Here is a 19368-nt window from a genome sequence, read left to right on the forward strand (position 1 = left end):
TCGCTATGACAAGCGCGGCTATGTCTACCTGGGCACTGTCACCGCAACCGCCCTCGTCATCTGGCTCCGGACGTGATCGACCGGACAAGTCCTAGTTGCCGCCCCCGCGTCGAAGCCGTGCCGACAGGTGGTGCTGCAGCGGCTGACCGACCGCCGCGAGGTCGTGGACGAAGTCGAGCGTGCCCTCGTCCGTCAGCGTGTAGCGGCGACGCGTGGCGTCGACCTCCTTCGCGGTGGGAGCGAGAGCCACCTGATGGGAGGCGAGGTCGACCGAGCCGTCGCCCGCATGGCCGACCAGGATTTCCGCGACGCCGGTGGGCTGGGTGATCAGTGCTTCCACGCGCGCCTCGGGCTGCAGCCGCCACCAGCCGCTCTCCCGCGCCGACGGCCGCAGCGGGGCGCCGTCCGCGTCGAGCAGCCAGGCTCGCGCTTCGTAGCGAAGGAAGGGTCGCCCGTCATGACTGAAGGTGACCTCCTGCGCGTACGCGAATTCCTCGGCGAGCGTCGGGTACTCGCCTCGGCCGCGGCCGACCCAGGTGCCGAGGAACCCGATCAGCGGCGTGAGCAGTGCGTGCGGCGCAGGTGCTTCGTCCGGTCGAAGGGCGTCGGGGTACGGATGCTTCTGGACGGGGCCGAACATGGGTGCGCTCCTGGGTCGAGGCCGGTACCAGGTGGAAGCCTAGGCGTTCCGTCCACAGCGATCACCGACGGAACACACGGAGCACCGCCGAGCGAACCGCCCCGGGCGCTCGCGGTCGAGGACGCTCCGGCCCCTGTCGCAACGCCTGCCGGCCCCCCCTCGCGCCGTGCGAGCCGCATCGACGGATTCCTGAATGACGTGCGACACGAGCCTGTCCGACCGGAGGCCGGACGTAACTCCGCCATGGCCAGCTTCAGTTGCCCCAACCCCCTTGCCCCGTCTTAATGAAAACGATTATCGTTGCGGCGTCAACGCGCATCCAGACATCCAAGCTCAAGGGGGGCTTCCTTTGCGTACCTTCACGCGCACTCTCACCGTCGCCGGATCCGTGGCCGCTGCCATCGCCGTCGGCGGGCTCGCCTCGGCCCACGCGGCGGGGACCACGCTGTCCAAGGGGCATGTCGACGTCCTCGACGTCGAGTACGACGGTGTCGCGCTGGACCTGCACGTCCACGACGAGTCGGTGACGCCGGACGTCGAATACGCGCCTGCCGACGTGGTCCTCCAGGCGCTTCCCGCGTCGGCGTACACCGTCCCGACCGGCAACTGCTACACCCACCTGGGCACCGCGGCCTCCACCGTCTACCGCCTGCCGCAGGTCCAGAACGCGAATCTGCTGTGGCCGGGGCTTTCCGGTGAGCACCTCACCAGCGGCGTGTTCCAGAACGACAAGGTGCAGGTCAAGCTGGTCTCGGTGTCGGGTCCGGGGAAGATCACCGTCTACAAGGACGGCCTGTGCCCCAAGAGCAACCGCTACTACGACAGCGGTGACGCGACTCTCGCCAATGCCAAGGACATCGCGGCGGGCGAGCACGACCACGCCAACTGGGTCTTCACCAAGGCCGGTACGTACACCGCGACCTTCCAGGTCAGCGGCACGCTCACGAACGGCACCAAGGTGGGCCCGGCCTCCGCGACGTACACCTTCAAGGCCGGTTCCTGACCCTGCGGCCACAACGGCCCTCCGACTCCGTGCCGGGGGGTGGGTCCGCCGGCAGCCGACCCGCTCCCCGGCGCGGCCGTGGTCCACTGATCCCACGCTCGAAGGAGACGCCCCGCATGCGGGCCTCACTGTCGCGAAATACGTCGAGAGCCGCCGCTCTCACCGCCGTACTGTCCTTGCTCGCCGCCGCACCCGTCGCGCTCGCCGCCGACGCTCCACCCCGCGAGGCACCTCCCGGAGAACGAGCCGTTCTGAACGGCGGCCATCTGGACATGGCCGCCCGGCTCACGGACGGTGGGCTCGAATACCGGATCAAGGACGGTACGGTCGCGGGCGAGCCCGTCTGGCGTGAACCCTCCGATGTCCTGCTGCACTTCGATCACCGGCACGAACTCTTCATCCCCCCGCGTGAGGAGGTGCCGCAGTTCGAGGGTTTCGGCGAACCCGGCGAACGTCTCTGGGTCGACAAGGACTTCGAGGTGAAGGAAGGGCTGTTGTGGCCCGGCTGGAACACCATGGAGATCCTGCCCTCGGACGTCTCGGGGCCGGTGAAGATCACCTTCCCGAGGATCGAGGGGCCGGGCCGGCTGGTCCTCGGCCGCTTCGAGGACGACCCGGAATGGGGCATCCGTATCGGTGTCACCGTCGACAGTGCCCGCGCCGACCCGGGCTCGGTCGAGTTGCCCGCGTACTCCCATTCCCATCCGCTGTGGATCTTCAATGCCTCGGGCATCTACCGGATCACGATGGAGATGAGCGCCACCCTGCGGTCCGGGGCGAAGGTCACCGACCGGGAGACCCTGGCCGTGGCCGTGGGCGACGTGGACCCGTCGACGGTCGTGCCGGGTGACGGCAGCACGGGGCCCACGCCGACGCCCACGTCCGCCTCGCCGTCCCCCTCTCCGACCGGCACTCCACCGGTCGGTCCGACGACAACGGCGCCGACGACCCCCTCGGCACCGCCGACGCACACCGCCGGCATTCCCCCGTCCGCGACCACGAGCGCCCCGCCGTCGGGTCCCGAGGTGCCGGACCCGACTCCTCCATCGGCCGTTCTCGGTGGTCCGGGCGTCGGCTCCGGCGCCCTCCCCTCCCCTGGCGGGACGGCCGGCGCGGCCGGCCGTCTGGCCGCTACGGGCGCCGGAGTGGGGCTCCCCGCCTCGATCGCCGTGGGTGCCATGACGGCGGGCGCAGCGATCGTCGTGTTCACTCGCCGTCAGCGAGCCGCACGATGAGCCGGGCACGACGCATACGTACGGCCGCCGCCGGTGTGGTCGTCGCCACGCTGTGGGGAACCGGGTGCGGCCCGGGGACGGACGGCGGGTCCGGGAAGGCCGAAGTGACGGTCTCGACGACCACCGCGATCCTCGCCGATCTGGTGCGCAACGTCGGTGGCGACCGGGTCGACGTGGCGTCCGTGGTGCCGCACCGCGGCGATCCGCACTCGTACGAGCCGAGCCCCGGTGACGCGGCGAGGGTCGCGAAGTCGGACATCGTCTTCAGCAACGGGCTGCTCCTGGAGGAGCCCGGGATCATGAAGATGATCCATACCAACGCACGCGGGAGCGCACCGAGGGTTCCCCTCAGCGAGAAGCTGGAGCAGTACGGTGGGACGGTCATCAAGCTGAAGGAGGACCTGGGCCTCGATGTGCTGTGGCTGGGCTGGGCCGTCGAGGGTGAAGTAGGGGGAGATGGCTCCCAAGTCCGCACCACCGCGACCGAGTTGGAAGGGCCAGGCGATCTGCATGTCTATCTGACCGATACGCTCGGCAATCCGCAGAGCTATATCGACTCCACGGACGGCCTCGACGCCGAGGACTCCTTCACTCTGCCGCCCGAGGCACACACCCATGTCAACTGGGTGTTCAGCAGGCCGGGCACCTACCAGCTCACCGTGCGGGGGCGGACGGAGACGCTGGACGGCGACACCGCACCGATCGGCAGCGGCACCATCACCTTCGTCGTCGGTGACGTCAAGGCGCCGACCGGTACGACCGTGCTCGACGCCGGTCACGCGGACATCGCGCTCAACGCGCGGACCAGGTCCGTGTACCTGCGCTCCGACGACCCGGCGACCGGCAGGCGCACGAACCATCCGGTGGACTCGGTCGTGGTGTCGGTACCCGATCGCACGAAGGAGTCCGCACCCGAGGAGGGCGCCTTCCGGTTCCTCGGCAGGCCGGGCGCGGACATCTGGGTGCTGCCGCAGGCGGTCGTCGGCAAGCATGTGCACGGCGAGATGGACCCGCACGCCTGGGAGGACGTGGGCAACGCCGAGGCATACGTCCGGCGGATCGAGGCCGAGCTGATCAAGGCGGACCCGCAGGGCAGGGCGGAGTACGAGCGCAATGCCCGACGGTATCTGAGGCGGCTGGCACAGCTGGACGACGAGGTGGCCGCCACGCTGGCCACCGTGCCCGAGGAGAACCGCAAACTCATCACCACGCACGACGCCTTCGGCTATCTCGCGAAGGCGTACGGCATGGACGTCACCGGCTTCGTGGTTCCCGTGCCGAGCCGGGAGCCGAGCGCCGCGGAGGTCAAGAAGCTCCGCGCCACCATCCGGGAGAAGAACGTCCCGGCCGTCTTCCTCGAACCGAATCTCGCCGCGCGCGCCGACGTCCTGCGCCGGGTCGCCGAGGACGAGGGCGTCGGTATCTGCACGATCTACGGCGACTCGTTCGACGAAACGGTCCACGACTACGTCTCGATGATGCGCCACAACGCGAAGGAACTGGCCCGTTGTCTGGGCCGGGAGGGGAGTTGAGTCCGATGAGGCTCGTACGGAACAGCAGAATCGCCCTCGCGGCGGCCGGCGTCCTGGCCCTCGGCGGAACGGCCGTCGCCGTGCCGCCGGTGGACGGGCCCCCGATGCCCGTCGTCGCGCAGGTCACCCTGGACGACGACGTACTGGGTCTCGGGACAGGCGGGGTGCTCGACATCGACGACACGCACCGCGTGGCCGGGCCCGACGGCACGGTCGGCTGGGAACTGACATCCGGCTGGGACACCACCGAACTGCCGGCCGGGGCGGTCCACGGCGACAGCGTGCTCTGGTCTCTGACCGGTGTCGAGGGGCCGGGCGCACTGAGCGTCCACGAGCCGGGCGGCGCGGATGAGAAGCCGGCCGTCCGGTTCGACAGCACCGACGGGCTGCCCGACGGCTACGACCTGCCGGCAGGAAGGCGCGGCAAGACACGCTGGACCTTCGACACGGCCGGTTCGTACCAGCTGACATTCACCGCGCAGGCGGAGACCGAGGCGGGGCCGATCAGCGCCGAGACCCGCTACACCGTGCGGGTGGGTGACGCGGTCGGGATCGCTCCGGTTCCGGTCGCTCCCCCGGTGGCGCCGTCCGCCGGCGCCACGCACCCCTCCCCTGCCGCCCCCGTCGCCGGCGCACCGGCGGACGCGGGCGAGGGCCGGCGCCCGGCAACCGCCTCCCCGGCGGGCGCCGGCCCGGCCCTCGCGGTCCGAAGGGCGGCCGCGGCGGACGAGCCGGTGGAGAGCTCGAAGAAGGTGCTCGACCAAGGGCACATCGACATCGCCGCACGCCTGGTCGACGGAAAGTTGCAGATCCACATCAAGGACGGAACGGTCCCGGGAAGGACGACGTGGCGCGAGCCGTCGTCGGTCGTCCTGCACGTCAAGCCGGAGGCCAGGAAGGTCATTCCGGCGGCCAAGGCCTTCTCGTTCCTGGGGAAGGCGGGCGATCCCGTGTGGCTGCTCGACCAGGTGCAGCAGCCGGGACTGTTGTGGCCGGGCTGGTCCACGGAGAACACGGCGGCCGGCGCGACGGCCGGGGACGTGGAGTTCGCACTGGTCAGGGCGGACGGACCGGGTAACTTCGCGCTCTACAACTACGACGGCCTGTCGGGCGCGACGATCCGCTTCAACAGTGCGGACGGCGTACCGGATACGTTCGGTGTACCGCAGAACACCCACGCGCACGGCGGCTGGGCCTTCAGCAAGGAGGGCGTGTACCGGCTGACGTTCACGATGGCGGGGAAACTGGCCAACGGTACGAAGGTGAGCGACACCGAGACGCTCACCTTCGCGGTCGGCGCGACCGATCCGCACGCGGTCCCGGTGGGGAGCTCGGCGGGCGGCGGCAGCACCAGTGGCGCCTCCACCGGCGGCGCCTCCACCAGCGGCGCGGAACCGGGCGCCACCGGCGGCTCCGGTACCACCGGCAAGAACGTGTCGGGCGGCACCGCGGACGGTACGTCCGGCGGCTCCGCCAACCGTGGCACCATGGCCTCCACGGGCGCCGGCTCCGCACTCCTGCTGGGCGGTACGGCCGCCACGCTCGCCGCCGTGGGCGCCGGATTCCTCTACGTCACCCGCAGGCGCACCGCGTGACCGCCGGAGAGACCCTGCTCCGGGTCGCATCCCTCTCCGTCGCACTCGGTGGCCGCAAGGCCGTCCAGGACGCGTCCCTGACGGTGTCCGACGGTGAACTGGTCGGCCTGCTCGGGCCGAACGGGGCGGGGAAGACCACGCTGCTGCGCGCCGTCCTCGGCCTCGCCGCGTCGGCCGCGGGCAGCGTCACCGCCGTCGGCCCGGTCGGCTATGTGCCCCAACGCCATGAATTCGCCTGGGACTTCCCCATCGATGTGGCGGGAGTCGTGCTCAGCGGCCGAACCGGATCCGTCGGCTGGCTCCGGCGGCCGAGGGCACACGATCGGGCGGCGGCCGACGAAGCGCTGGAGCTGGCGGGCCTGACCGAGCTGCGTCGGCGCCCCATCGGCGAACTCTCGGGAGGGCAACGCCAGCGCGTGCTGGTGGCGCGAGCACTGGCCGGCGAGCCCCGGCTGCTGCTTCTGGACGAGCCGTTCACCGGGGTCGACGTGCCCACCCAGGAACTGCTCAACGAACTCTTCGGCCGGCTGGCCGCGAACGGCAGAGGGCTGCTGATGACCACCCACGACCTGGCCGCCGCGGCACGCACCTGTACACGGGTCGTGCTGCTGAACCGCACAGTGGTCGCGGAGGGCGGACCCGAGCTGCTGGCAGATCCCGAGCAGATGGTGCGGGCGTTCGGGCTCGACCGGGCGATCCGCACAGAACCGGGCGCCGCCGCATGACCGACCTCCTGGCCTTTCTCACCGATCCGTGGCAACTCCCCTTCATGCGACGCGCCTTCACCGTCGCCGCGATCGTCGGCCTCGTCTGCGGAGTGGTGGGCGTGTACGTCGTGCTGCGCGGCATGGCATTCATCGGGGACGCGGTGGCGCACTCCGCCTTCCCCGGAGTGGCGCTCGCCTACGCCTTCGAGGGCAACCTGCTGCTCGGCGGAGCGGCGGCCGGCGTGACGACAGCCGTGCTGATCGCCCTCGTCTCCCAGAACCGGAGACTCAAGGAGGACACCGTCATCGGCGTCTTCTTCGCCTTCGCCTTCGGGCTCGGCATCGTCCTCGTCTCGACGCGCGACAGCTGGACTACGGATCTGTCCTCCTTCCTGTTCGGCCAGGTCCTCGCGGTCGACGCGTCGGACGTCCGGCGGGTCGCGGGCATCGGTGCCGTGCTCGTCGCGCTCGTCCTGGCCCTGCGCAAGGAACTGGTCGCGGTGAGCCTCGACCGCGAAACGGCCCGCGCGGCCGGACTGCCGGTTCTCGGTCTCGACCTCACGCTCTACATCGTGGTGACGGTCACGATCGTGATGTCTCTCGAAGCGGTGGGCAACATCCTCGTCCTGGCCCTGCTCATCACCCCGGCGGCCACGGCCCGGCTGCTGACCGAACGCCTGTGGGCGATGACGCTGCTGGCCTCGTCCTTCGGCTGTCTGGGCAGCCTGACCGGACTGTACGTCAGCTACGCGCTCGATCTGGCGGCCGGCGGATCCGTCGTGGTGGTCCTGACCGGGTTCTTCGCCCTGGCGTGGGTGCTGGCACCTCGACACGGGCTGGTCGCCCGCCTGCGGAGGTCCATGACGGGCGGTCGGGGACGGACCATCGGCTCCGCCCCGGCCGGATCAGCCGCGCCGGCCGACAGCATCTGAACGGGACCACCACCGCGCGCCACCGCGCCGAGGTCTGCGTGCCGGCCTGAGGTCTCCGGGCCGGGCAGTGGCAGAGTCCCGTCGCTGCCCGGCCCGACAGGCATCTCACCGCCCCGACGGTACACCCCGCCACATCGAGACGGGTGGGACGGTCACCGTGAGTCATGGGCCGCCCCCGAGCACCGCGAGCGGATCCGAGGGGACCGCTCGCCACGCTCACGGAATCCTGTCGCCGACCTGACCGAAATTGACCGTAACATGCCAAGAATCATGACGGCGCACCTTGTTGCCCCAAGGGGGCTGTGCCTCAATGGGGCAATCAGTTCACTGACGATGCGTCAGGAAGCTGACACGTTCCGACGCGGCCCGGTAAATACGCGCGTCGGCAGTCCCCCCACACGAAGGGCAACCACCATGAGGCATGGCACAAGGCGACTCGGCGTCTGTTCCGCCCTCGCCGCAGGCACACTCGCGCTGGCACCCACGGCCGACGCGGTCAGCCCCACCACCGCCACCATCACCTTCGACTGCGGCGCCTACGGCTCGGGCAGCGCGACCCTCACCGCCACGCAGAACGGGGCGGCCGCGACCATCAACGTCTCGACATCCGCCATCACCGCACCGATCAGCGTCGGGGCGAACTCGGTGAAATCAACGCTCGCCCTCACCAACAAGGGTGCGGGGACGGTGACGTTCACCGGCAACTCCAACCCGGCCATCCCCGCCGGCAGCCCCGTGTCCACGGGCCCGCTCAACGGAACGGTCGCCTCCGGAGACAGCCTGGAGGCCAAGTCCCTCAAGGTCGTGGTCCTGGGTATCACAGCGACCTGCAACGCGACGTCCGCCCAGTCGCCCGGACCGTTCGTGTTCTGACCCGGCCCCCCACGCACGGAACGGGTGCCAGGTCGCGCCGCCGGCGCGGTCGGCCGGTTTCCCCTCCATGGGGGAAACCGGCCGGCCGCTCGTCCGGGACTCGGCGCGCCTCGGCTCTCGCAGCGGAAGAAGGTCACGAAAGCTGGTCGTTCCACCGGTAGGCGTCTGCCTGGATATGAACGCTCTGGGATGTCTCGCGCGTGCCCCAGCCCATGTCCGACGACTCGATCACCCACGCCATGGCCTGGTAGGCGCGGGGACGGTCGGCGCGCTGCGCGCAGGCCGCGAGCGGCGTGATGGCGACCTGTCCGGCCGGCACGGTCAAGCGGACGCCGTTGCCCCATGGTCGCGGGCAGGGCCTGATCCCCCGGCTGCGCACCCAGGACAGACGGGCACGCACGGTCAGAGCACGAGGCCCCGGATTGTTGATCTGCAGCGCGAACCGGACGGTGTTGCCGTCGTCGAGGACTTGTGTGCAGGCGCTCCAGTTCGCCCAGGCGACAGCACGCACCACCCCGCATCGGTAGTCACCGGTCAGAGGTCCCGGAGACGCGGTGGCCGTGACCGCGGCCGGGCCGGCCGGACCTTCGAGCGGCGCCCCGTGGCCACGCAAGGAGGGCCTCGACGGGTCGGAGACCGCCCAGCCCGCCGCCAGCGCTGCGGCGGTGATCGCGGCGATGGCCGTCGCACCGTGGAGCCGGAGACCACGGCGCGGGACGGGGACGCCGGTCGCCGGTGGTGCGGCCGGCCCCGAAGGCGTGCTCGCGCCCGGAGCCGGGCCCACGGGAGCAGGCGGGCGTTCCACGGGGGCGGGAGCGGCCGGACCGGGGGTGACCTGCGTCGATTCGAGGGTGCTCGGCGCAGGTGAGGAGGTGCGGCGGCCCCTGGCAGCCCTGCGCCTGCGTTCCTCCGCCCGGGCCAGATCCAGTAACCGCGTCCACTCCTTCGTTTCCGCTTCGTCGACGTGGAAGATCTGGGCCAAGGCGATCAGGACGGTCGGGTCGGGCAGCGCCGTCGCTGTCGGATCCTTGTAGCGGTTGAAGCTGGAATCGCTCAGGCCGCGCTTCTTCTGGCCGTCGAAACGGCGCTTGAGCCGGGCCTCGATCCGCTCCTGCGCCAGGCAGCCCGACCGGGTCCATGCCGCACCGATCCTGCGGGCCAGCTCCGCGCGGGTCTGTTCCCGCTCCGGGGTCTCGCACATGTTCGTCGTCATCCCTCCGCCATCCCGACCTCTGACATGTGTGCAGGTCAAAGAGACGGGACGAGCGCGGGACCAGAGTGAAACCACGGCGGGCGGGCGAGCCCGGCCAGGGTCCTGGTGACGCGGCTGCGTCCTGCGGATGCTGGATGAGCCGAGCCCGTGCAGGGCGCGGCAATCCCTCTACCTGACACAGGAGAAGAACGAACATGACTCGCGCCAAGACACGCGCCGCCGGCCTCGTCGCAGCGGCGACCGTTCTCTCACTCGCCGCCCCCGCCACCGCCTCCACGGCCGTCACGCCGTCCGGAGTTCCCGCGCACAGCGGGACCGCGTCCGCAGCCGGTGCGGCGGTGTACCTGGTGTTCGACAAGAACCCGAAGCACCCCACGTACTCCAAGCTCACCGCCTACAAGGGCCCACGCGAGATCGGGCACTGGCGGGCGGGATCGGGCACCGACACCCGTGAGTGCCACGTCGGCAACAACGGGAGGACCGGTGGCTGGCTGCCCAACGGGGCATACGCGATCAAGGGCCGCACCAAGAGCCACAACGGTCGGCAGATCAAGGGATACGCCATCCGGCTGGGCGACAAGCGCTGCGACAACGGCAAGGGGGCCTTGCGCAACGAACTCTTCATCCACAGCAGGATGAGCGTCAAGGGGGCTTCGCTGTGGCGGGGTGACCGGGACTACCGGTCCGTCGGCTGCATCAAGCTGCGCCCCGACCACATCAAGGCTCTCTTCGCCGCGCTGGACCGCAACGGCGAGCCGACCACCCTGAAGGTCATTCCCTGACGGCACCCGCGTGCCGGGGCGGGCGAGGAGTGTTCGGCGCCCCGCGGCCCCGGCACCGGTGGGCGTGCGGGCCGTGCGGGGTCCACGCGGCGGCGGTCCCGCCCCGCGGCGTCCGGGTGGCCGGGACTCCGCAGAGAACGCGGCCCGACGCGCCACGTCCCGGCAGGTCGGAGGGCGCCTGAATGTCGTCCGCGGTTCACGTGGCGCTGATGGACTGATCAGCGTTGGCACCCTGCACCGACCTGTTCAAGGAGACCTTCATGCGCGGACCGCGCCTGACACGCAACCACCTGATGGCCGCCAGTGCGGTATTCGTCGCCACCGCCGCCGCCGTGGCAGCCACCACCACGGTCGGCGCGTACGACACGGCGGAGCACGCCAAGGGCGCCGTCAAGGGCGGGAAGGCGAAGAACGTCATCCTGCTCATCGGCGACGGCATGGGCGACTCGGAGATCACCCTGGCCCGTGACTACACCGTGGGCGCGAGTGGCCGTCTGAACATGGACAAGTTCCCGCTGACCGGTGCCTACACGACGTACGCGGTACACGCGGACGGCACCCCGGACTACGTCACCGACTCCGCGGCCAGCGGCACCGGCTGGGCGACGGGCCAGAAGACGGTCAACGGACGGATCTCCAAGACGCCGGGCACGGACAAGGCCGTGCGGACCATTCTGGAGCTGGCGCAGAAGGGCGGTTACGCGACCGGTTCGGTGACCACCGCCGAGCTCACCGATGCCACCCCGGCCGTCCTGGCCTCGCATGCCACCGACCGCTCCTGCCAGGGCCCGGCTGACATGGCCAAGTGCCCCACCGACACGATCGCCAAGGGCGGACCGGGCTCCATCGCGGAGCAGAGCGTCAATCACAAGGTCGATGTCCTCCTCGGCGGCGGCAAGCAGCGCTTCGACCAGAAGGTGACCGACGGCACGTACAAGGGCCTGACCGTCACCGAGCAGGCGCGGAAGCTCGGGTACCAGGTCGTCGAGGACAACGCCTCCCTGCAGGCGGTCAAGGGCGGCAAGCCGGTGCTGGGGCTCTTCGCACCCGGCAACGTGCCGACCGAGTGGACGGGCAAGCCCGCCGCGGTCGGCGGGACCGACCCGCAGCGCTGCGTCACCTCCAATCCGAACCGGCCTTCGGGCACCCCGAACCTCGCCGACCAGACGACCAAGGCCATCCAGCTCCTGGAGGCGAAGCAGAAGCACGCCAAGAACGGCTTCTTCCTCCAGGTCGAGGGCGCGTCGATCGACAAGCAGGACCACGCGGGCGACCCGTGCGGCCAGATCGGCGAGACCGCGGCGTTCGACCGCGCGGTCAAGGTGGCACGCGCCTACGCCGCCAAGCACCCCGACACCCTGGTCGTCACCACGGCCGACCACGGCCACACCAGCCAGATCGTGCCTCTGGAGGCCCAGCCGCCCGGTCTGTCCTCCACGCTGGTCACCGACGAGGGCCAGCAGCTGAAGGTCAACTACTCGACGAATGCGCCCGGTCAGTCTCAGGAGCACACCGGCACCGAGGTCCGGATCGCGGCTCAGGGGCCGCTGGCGTACCGGGTCCTGGGCGTCACCGACCAGACCGACCTGTTCACGACGATCCGCGAGGCGCTGCGTCTGCGCTGATCACTCCTAAGGGCTGTCCCGTAATCCGTGGTGGATCAGCGCGCGGCGTCGGATGCGGTGCATCGCAAGGCGGAGGGACGTCCGCATACTGGATGTATGCGGACGTTCCGACAACGCGGCGAGGTGCCGTAGCTGGCGTCGCGCGCCCGCCAGGGATTACGGGACAGCCCTTAAACCGCCCATCGGCCCCGTCGGCGCGAGCAGCGCGTCGACGGGGCCGAATGCGTGTTCTTCGCTGTCCGGCCGCGGCCTGTCCGTACCGCCGGCCCGGACAAGCACACCGCGTCGGCGACGGGGCCCGTGGTGGCCGCCCCTGATGTACCCACGACGACGACCGGTTCGTACCACCGGGCCGCGCACCGGTGTCGGCCGATGGGCAGGACGAAGCGGGTCACCGCGGAACGGATGCCGGTGTCCCGTCCTTGGACGTGGTGCCGCTCGATGGCGACGTTCTGCGGCTGAATCGGCCGTCGGGGCAACCAGCGCCCGACCATTTTCCGGATTACGGAAAGGTGGCGGGCGGGCTTCTCGCAGGCCGAGCATTGCATCGGCAGGGCGCTCCATGGGACGGAACGAACCTCCGCGCCCCTGTTCCTCGCAGCTCTCGCCTGTACGGGTGGTGCATACCTGGGCGCGGTCGTACTGTCGATTCAGGAACCGCCGCCGGCAGAAGTGCACGGCCACCGGCGACTTCCCTTGCCGCGCGGGCTCCGCGTGCGGAGCGGTCGCGGTGTGAACGGATGAGCCGCGTGAGCTCGAAAAAGGGCAGCTGGGGAGCCGACATGCAACGAGACACATTCAAGAGCGCGGTCATGCTGTGCGCCGCCGTGGCCCTCGCGGCCGCGGTTGTACCGACCTCCGCCTCCGCGACGTCACCCTCGCACGCTCGTACAGTGGCCGTCGACTGTTTCTCGAATTCACAGGTACGCCCAGGTGATTTCCTGATCGCCTGCGGCGATGGCAACAACCGCCTGATCGCACTGCATTGGAGCGATTGGGGACCGACGTCCGCCGTGGGGCGCGGACTCGACGCGGTGAATGACTGTCAACCCTATTGTGCTGCGGGCACATTCCACTCCTATCCGGTCACCGTGACGCTCGACCGTCCGGAGAGCTGGCAGAGGCATCCCGACGTACAGCAATTCACCCGACTGCAGCTCGTGTACACCGGCGCCAAGCCGGCACAGACGCAGCAGGTCGTGACATACAAGCTCTGGGACTGACGGTTTCCGAGAACCAGGCCTCAAGTCCCGCTTCCTCACCCCGCGAGACCGGGGCTGACCGTGAGGCCGAGGCTGCCGCTGAGGCCGGAACCGGTCACATCCGTGCGGGCGCTCGACCTCGTGCCGGGCGCCGGTTCCGTGGGCGTGCGCTCCTAAGGGCTGTCCCGTAATCCGTGGTGGATCAGCGCGCGGCGTCGGATGCGGTGCATCGCAAGGCGGAGGGACGTCCGCATACTGGATGTATGCGGACGTTCCGGCAACGCGGCGAGGTGCCGTAGCCGGCGTCGCGCGCCCGCCAGGGATTACGGGACAGCCCTTAGGGTGGCTTGCGTGATCGTTCGCGAGGGCGCAGAGAGTGCGGGCGTCGGCCTGCGACCGGGCTATCTGTCGGCGGCAGTGGTATTCGCCATCGGAATGGCCGGGACCACGCTGCCCACGCCCTTGTACGGGCTCTACCAGCACCGGATCGGGTTCTCCGAGTTGATGGTGACCGTCATCTTCGCCGTGTACGCCATCGCGGTCATCGGCGTGCTCCTGGTGGCGGGAAACTACTCCGACGAGGCGGGTCGCAGACCTGTCCTCCTCTGCGCCATGGTCCTGTCGGCCGGCAGTGCGGGCTGCTTCCTCCTCCAGAGCGGGCTGCCGCTGCTCTTCGCGGGACGCCTGCTGTCCGGCTGCGCGGCCGGCCTGCTGAGCGGCGCGGCGACAGCGGCCGTCATCGAACTCGCCGGTCCCGGGCAAAAAGCGCGGGCCGGGTTCGCGGCCACCGCCGCGAACATGGGTGGTCTGGGCTGTGGGCCACTGCTCTCCGGCGTGCTCGCGCAGTACACCCCGTGGTCGCTGACGTTGCCGTTCTGGGTCCACCTCGGACTGGTGGCGGCCGCCATCGGGATCACCTGGTTCCTGCCGGAAACCGTGGTGGAGCCGAAGAGATGGCCGCCTCTGACGCCGCAGGGGGTCAGGGTTCCTCCGGAGGTGAAGGGGGTGTTCACACCCGCGTCGCTGGCCGCGTTCGCCGGCTTCGCGCTCCTCGGGCTGTTCACCGCGGTCGCGCCGAGCTTCGTCTCGCAGACACTGGGGGTGCACAACCTGGCCGTCTCGGGCGCCGTCGTGTTCTCCGTATTCCTCGCTTCGACCGTCGGGCAGTCCTTGACGCAACGCATCGGCGCGCGTCCCGCGCTCCCCGTGGGGTGCGGCATCCTCGTCGTGGGCCTGCTGCTGGTGGCGTCGTCACTGATCGCCGCATCCTTGCCCCTGCTCGTCCTGGGCGCCCTGTGCGGCGGCGCCGGCCAGGGGCTGGCCTTCCGCGCCGCACTCACTCTGATCAGCGGCGCCGCTCCGGCGCAGCACCGCGGCGGCACGATTTCGGCGTTCTTCGTGGTCGCCTACGCCGGGATCTCGGTACCCGTCGTCGGTGTCGGTGCCCTGGCCACATGGCTCGGCCTGCGCCAGGCCGGACTGCTCTTCACGGGCTGCGTGATGCTGCTGGCTGCGGGCGCGGGCACGTACGCCGCGCGCAGGCCACCGGCGGGGTCCCGGGCCGAGGACGAGCGCCGCACGGCTCCGTCCGAGTAGTCCGGCCAAGCAGGGACACCCACGCCCACTGTTCGGCGTGCCTCGAACGTCGTGGTGGCCATGTGCTGAGGATCCCCCGGCCCCCTACATGCGAGCCGATGCCCGCGGGCTTCCGCCGGACAAAGCGGCGGCCCCCTGCTCGCAGGAGGCCGCCGCTCGCGGTGAATCCGATCTCCCTCTGAGAGGAGCCGTTTCCATGGCCCATGCTACGGCGGAATGCCGTGAGCGCCCACTCCAAGGAGCCCCGCCGCAGACGGTGCGTTGCCGTTCGATGCCGCTCGTCGGCGGCCTCGCGCCGCGTCCGTGCGGACACCGCCTCCCCGCGCCGTGGAACGCGGTCGGTGCGGAGCGGACATCGGCGCAGGCCGTTCGTTCGTCGGCCGGAGAAGTCACGCCTGGTCAGCGGCAAGGTGACCGGCTGGAAGACGGCCGCGGTCGTGGGTTCCGTAGGCCCGTCAGCATGCCGTTCAAGGCCCCGCCCAAGCCCCTCGGCGGACCTGACGCAGAGTGACTCACCGCACCGCCTGCCCCCATCGGAACGGGCGCACCCTCTTGACTCCATCCGGGCACGCACCCGCTTCTGACCGGGCGGGCGAGCCCGGCTGCGCGGTCGGCTGGACACGGTGTCGACGGGCGGGAGATCGAGCGGATTTCTCCATGGGGGTAGGCCCGCACGGCACTCTTGCCATGCGTTCCGTCCAACAGCTTGCTAGACGTCGCGTCTCACAAGCGAGGGCGGCGTCCGGCTGCCGCCGGTCTCATCGAGCGGGCGCGAGATGGGGCCACGGCCGGCGTCGTTCCGTCGATTCAAGGAACCGCAGCATGGCAGCACCGTCCGGCCGGAGAACCAGGACCGGCTCCACGAGCACGACGTCTCCCGTCGCCTGCTCGACTCGTCCGCGAAGTGGTCCTACGACCCGGTCACGGAGGTGGGACTGGGGCACACCTCTCCTGCTGCAGCGACGCCACCTGTGTCGCCGTGTGCCCCGTCAACTGCATTCACCCGACACCGCAGGAGCGGGGCTTCGGCAGCACGGAGATGCTGTACGCCGACCGCTGGGTCGACTGCGGTACCTGCGCCGACGCCTGCCCGGTCGACGCGGTCATCTACGCCGTGGGCGCGTCCACCGGTCGCCGACTCGACATCTCCGGAAAAGAGTTAACGGGATGCATCTCGGCGACCGCGTTCGTGTCCTGGTACAACGCCCATCCCGAGGTCGCACCGGACGCCATCGGCCTGTCCGCCGAGCGCGTGGTCGTGGCCGGCAACGGCAATGTCGCTCTCGACGTCACCCGTGTCCTCGTCACGGATCCCTCGGAACTGGCCGGTACGGACATCGCCGACCACGCCCTCGCGGCCCTGCGCAGCTCAAAGGTGCGTGAGGTGGTCCTGCTCGGGCGGCGCGGCCCCGAGCACGCGGCGTACAACGCCTCCGAGTTGCTCGCCCTCACACACCTGCCCGGTGTGGAGCTGGTCGTCGATGACCACGATCCGCGGATCGGCGCGGCGATCGACGGCGCGCGGCCTCGTTACCCCCTCGGTCCTCCGGCCCCGGCCGAGAAGGTTGCCGACCGCCCACCGTGCCCGCTCGCGCTACCGTGTGCTACCAGCGTTGTTGCGACTTCTGCCCCGAGATACGACTCTCTCGGTTCAGGTCGCGTCAGCGCCTGCCCATGTCCATTGCCGAGCCCGCTGCACATCCCTCTCATCTCCGCACCGTGCGTGCGGACCGCGCGACCCATGGAGAACATGTTGAGGACGAAGTTCCGTTCTCGTATAACCGCCCGGCTTGGGCGCACCTATCTGTCCAGGATCCAGAAGTACGGAATTGGTTCCTCCACGATCCGGCTGCTGCCCGAAGACCTGCTGATGATGCTGCGCAGGGATGGGCTGGACCCGGTGGACAAGCTGGCCGGACTCCGGGCGGATGCGCCGATATCCAAGGTCTCGCTGCCGTTCGGCATGGACGTCTGGGTGGTCACCGGATACGAGGAGTCGAAGGCCGTGCTCGGGTCGGCCGACGGGTTCAGTACCGACTTCGCCCACCTCGCCACGAACGCCGGAGTGGCAGCGGAGCAGAGCCCGGGAGGGCTCGGGTTCAGCGACCCTCCCGTGCACACGCGGCTGCGCCGCATCCTCACCCCGGAGTTCACGATGCGCCGGCTGCGGCGCCTGGCTCCCCGGATCGACGCCATCGTCGAGGAGCGCCTCGACATGATGGAGGCCGAGCAGGGGCCGGTCGACCTGGTGAAGGAGTTCGCGCTGCCGATCCCTTCCCTCACCATCTGTGAGCTGCTCGGCGTGCCCTATGAGGACCGCGACGACTTCCAGCAGCTGGCCATGGACCGCTTCGACCTGTTCGGCGGAACGACCGCGCCCTTCGGGGCCATGTCGGCGTCGCTGGCGTACTTCAGGAATGTGGTCGAGGCGCAGCGGGAGAAACCGGGTGACGGTCTGCTCGGCATGATCGTGAAGGAGCACGGCGACAGCGTCGACGACGAGGAACTCGCGGGTCTCGCCGACGGCGTGCTGACCGGAGGATTCGAGACGACCGCCAGCACGATCGCCCTCGGCTCGCTCGTGTTGCTGCAGAACAAGGACGTCTTCGAGCGAATACGGACCGACGACGCGACGGCCGCGCCCTTCGTCGAGGAGGTGCTGCGCTACCTCTCCGCGGTGCAGATCGCCTTCCCTCGGTTCGCACGTGAGGACATCGAGATAGCGGGGGTGGTCATTCCGCAGGGCGACATGGTGCTCTGCTCGCTGAGCAGCGCCAACCGCGACGCGTCGTACGCCAAGGACGACGGGCGCTTCGACCCGCGCCGTCAGGCCTCGGGGCATCTCGCCTTCGGCTACGGAATACACCGGTGCATAGGCGCCGAACTCGCGCGCATGGAACTGCGCTCCGCCTACCCGGCCCTGGCCCGGCGCTTTCCCCGGATGCGCCTCGCCGTTCCGCCCCAGGAGCTGGCCTTCCGCAAACTGTCCATCGTGTACGGCGTCGAATCGCTGCCGGTGCACTTGCGCTGAGCGGGTGCTCACCCCCGGCGTATCCGCTGCTCTCCACCGGGGACGTCGTCGCTCCGGTCGCCGTGTGCGGGTCCCGCATCGCCCCTCCGGGGGTCCGTCGGTCCCGTCGGGTCCGGGGCTCCGCGGCCGGTTCGTTCGCGGTCGGACGCGGTGTGCTCCGGTCCCTCCCACGGACCGTGTGTCGTCCTCCTACCAGGTGACGGTGATCCGCTGAGGACTGCGGGAGGTGGTGCCGCGTCGCCACTCGATTTCTTCGGCGGGGCGTGCCAGCCGGAGGCCGGGGAAGCGGGCGGCGAGCCGGTGCAGGGACAGCTGGAGTTCGAGCCGCGCCAGCCAGGCGCCCAGGCAGTAGTGCGGACCGGCGCCGAAAGACAAGGTGGGGGCCTCCAAGGGGGCGAACAGGTCGTCGAGCTGCCGGGGCGGGAACACATCGGGATCGCGGTTGGCCATGCCGCAGTCGGCCAGGACCACCGATCCGGCGGGGATGGTCACGCCGCCGACCTCCGTATCGGCGGCGGCGTGACGCGCGGTCCCCCGGTCGTCGCCGAGCGGGACCAGGTGCAGCAACCGCTCGGCCAGCAGCTCGGCGGCCCGTTCGTCCTCCCCGAGACGGGTCCAGCTCTCCGGCCGTTCGCCGAGCAGATAGAGCAGGGCGTTGCCCAGCATCGTCATGGTGCTGTCGTGCCCGCCCACCACCAGTCCGCACACGAGGTCGACCAGCTGTCCCTCCGGGATGCCTCCCTCCTCGTCGGCCGCCCGTACCAGCACGCTGGTCAGATCGTCCCCCGGCGCATTCCTCCGCTCGGCCAGCAGCGCGGCTCCGAAGGCGGCGAACTCCGCCAGCGCCGCATCCATTTCCTCCTTGGGGTGGGAGCCGTCCGAAAAGGCGTACTGCGTCCAGTGGCGCAGCCGTTGCCTCGCCGGGGCGTCGAGACCCATGAGCCGGCTGATCACCTCGACCGGGAGCGGCAGGGTGAAGGCGGCCACCAGGTCCACCGGAGGGGCTTCGGCGGCGAGTTCGTCGAGGCGCTGTTCCACGATCGTGGCGATCCAGGGCCGCCATCGGGCGACGGCCCTCGGTGTGAACGCGCGCCGCAGGGTGCGGCGCAGGCGCAGATGGTCCTCGCCGTCCTGGTTGAACATCAGATCCAGGCTGCCGACGAGACCGGCGTCTGCCGTCAGGGGCGGGGCGTCCGCTGTGTGGAGCCCCGCGCGTCCGAACCGGGTGTCGGTCAGGACCCTGCGCACGTCCTCGTACCGGCTCACCAGCCATGCCCGCGTCCCGTCGGGCAGGTCGACCGGCCTGGGTGGTCCGGGTGAGTCGAAGCCCAGACGGTGCAGCGGGAGGGTCGGCAGGCCGGTCGTCGCGTCGGTGTCGTCGGAGCGGGGCATCGGACCTCCA

General features: G+C 70.3%; 15 protein-coding genes. 12 read left to right on the plus strand and 3 right to left on the minus strand.

The genetic code is table 11. From position 1 onward, the window contains the following. Positions 1 to 91 precede the first annotated feature (91 nt). On the minus strand, positions 92 to 640 hold the full coding sequence (locus ACZ68L_RS31595) for a heme-binding beta-barrel domain-containing protein (protein WP_469583645.1): 549 nt from the start codon (positions 638 to 640) through the stop codon (positions 92 to 94). A 349-nt stretch (positions 641 to 989) separates the two neighbouring features. Here ACZ68L_RS31595 and ACZ68L_RS31600 point away from each other — a divergent pair, with 349 nt between their 5' ends. From ACZ68L_RS31600 to ACZ68L_RS31630, 7 genes are all read left to right on the plus strand, one after another. Then, on the plus strand, positions 990 to 1643 hold the full coding sequence (locus ACZ68L_RS31600) for a choice-of-anchor M domain-containing protein (protein ID WP_469583647.1): 654 nt from the start codon (positions 990 to 992) through the stop codon (positions 1641 to 1643). Positions 1644 to 1759: 116 nt separating this feature from the next. Beyond that, complete coding sequence (locus ACZ68L_RS31605; RefSeq protein WP_469583650.1) at positions 1760 to 2878, plus strand: choice-of-anchor M domain-containing protein; 1119 nt, start codon at positions 1760 to 1762, stop codon at positions 2876 to 2878. Next, on the plus strand, positions 2875 to 4410 hold the full coding sequence (locus ACZ68L_RS31610; RefSeq protein ID WP_469583656.1) for an anchored repeat ABC transporter, substrate-binding protein: 1536 nt from the start codon (positions 2875 to 2877) through the stop codon (positions 4408 to 4410). Before ACZ68L_RS31605 ends, ACZ68L_RS31610 begins: the two co-directional genes overlap by 4 nt. Before the next feature lie 5 nt (positions 4411 to 4415). Next, positions 4416 to 6005: a TIGR03773 family transporter-associated surface protein gene (locus ACZ68L_RS31615; RefSeq protein ID WP_469583661.1), complete on the plus strand. Its 1590-nt coding sequence runs from the start codon at positions 4416 to 4418 to the stop codon at positions 6003 to 6005. Further along, on the plus strand, positions 6002 to 6730 hold the full coding sequence (locus ACZ68L_RS31620) for an anchored repeat-type ABC transporter ATP-binding subunit (protein ID WP_469583664.1): 729 nt from the start codon (positions 6002 to 6004) through the stop codon (positions 6728 to 6730). The genes ACZ68L_RS31615 and ACZ68L_RS31620 overlap by 4 nt, the downstream gene beginning before the upstream one ends. Continuing rightward, positions 6727 to 7644, plus strand: a complete 918-nt coding sequence (locus ACZ68L_RS31625; protein ID WP_469583667.1) for an anchored repeat-type ABC transporter permease subunit — start codon at positions 6727 to 6729, stop codon at positions 7642 to 7644. The genes ACZ68L_RS31620 and ACZ68L_RS31625 overlap by 4 nt, the downstream gene beginning before the upstream one ends. Positions 7645 to 8058: 414 nt before the next feature. Next, positions 8059 to 8517, plus strand: a complete 459-nt coding sequence (locus ACZ68L_RS31630; RefSeq protein WP_469583672.1) for a hypothetical protein — start codon at positions 8059 to 8061, stop codon at positions 8515 to 8517. Positions 8518 to 8650: 133 nt separating this feature from the next. Here ACZ68L_RS31630 and ACZ68L_RS31635 read toward each other — a convergent pair whose 3' ends face one another. Further along, positions 8651 to 9730, minus strand: coding sequence for a hypothetical protein (locus ACZ68L_RS31635; RefSeq protein ID WP_469583678.1), 1080 nt, complete (start codon positions 9728 to 9730; stop codon positions 8651 to 8653). A 194-nt stretch (positions 9731 to 9924) separates the two neighbouring features. Here ACZ68L_RS31635 and ACZ68L_RS31640 point away from each other — a divergent pair, with 194 nt between their 5' ends. The 5 genes from ACZ68L_RS31640 (at position 9925) to ACZ68L_RS31660 (ending at position 17966) form a co-directional block, all read left to right on the plus strand. Continuing rightward, positions 9925 to 10512, plus strand: coding sequence for a L,D-transpeptidase family protein (locus tag ACZ68L_RS31640; protein WP_469583681.1), 588 nt, complete (start codon positions 9925 to 9927; stop codon positions 10510 to 10512). Positions 10513 to 10772: 260 nt separating this feature from the next. Next, the gene (locus ACZ68L_RS31645) at positions 10773 to 12137 is read left to right on the plus strand and encodes an alkaline phosphatase (protein WP_469583684.1); all 1365 of its coding nucleotides are present in this window, start codon (positions 10773 to 10775) and stop codon (positions 12135 to 12137) included. 749 nt (positions 12138 to 12886) lie between these two features. Then, positions 12887 to 13360 (plus strand): hypothetical protein, encoded by a 474-nt coding sequence (locus ACZ68L_RS31650; protein ID WP_469583687.1) that lies wholly within the window; start codon positions 12887 to 12889, stop codon positions 13358 to 13360. A gap of 330 nt (positions 13361 to 13690) precedes the next feature. Further along, positions 13691 to 14935, plus strand: a complete 1245-nt coding sequence (locus ACZ68L_RS31655; RefSeq protein WP_469583689.1) for an MFS transporter — start codon at positions 13691 to 13693, stop codon at positions 14933 to 14935. A 1750-nt stretch (positions 14936 to 16685) separates the two neighbouring features. Continuing rightward, positions 16686 to 17966, plus strand: a complete 1281-nt coding sequence (locus tag ACZ68L_RS31660; RefSeq protein ID WP_469583870.1) for a cytochrome P450 — start codon at positions 16686 to 16688, stop codon at positions 17964 to 17966. Positions 17967 to 18155: 189 nt separating this feature from the next. Here ACZ68L_RS31660 and ACZ68L_RS31665 read toward each other — a convergent pair whose 3' ends face one another. After that, positions 18156 to 19358, minus strand: coding sequence for a cytochrome P450 (locus ACZ68L_RS31665; RefSeq protein WP_469583694.1), 1203 nt, complete (start codon positions 19356 to 19358; stop codon positions 18156 to 18158). Positions 19359 to 19368 lie beyond the last annotated feature (10 nt).

Source organism: Streptomyces sp. NPDC104309 (assembly GCF_055584025.1).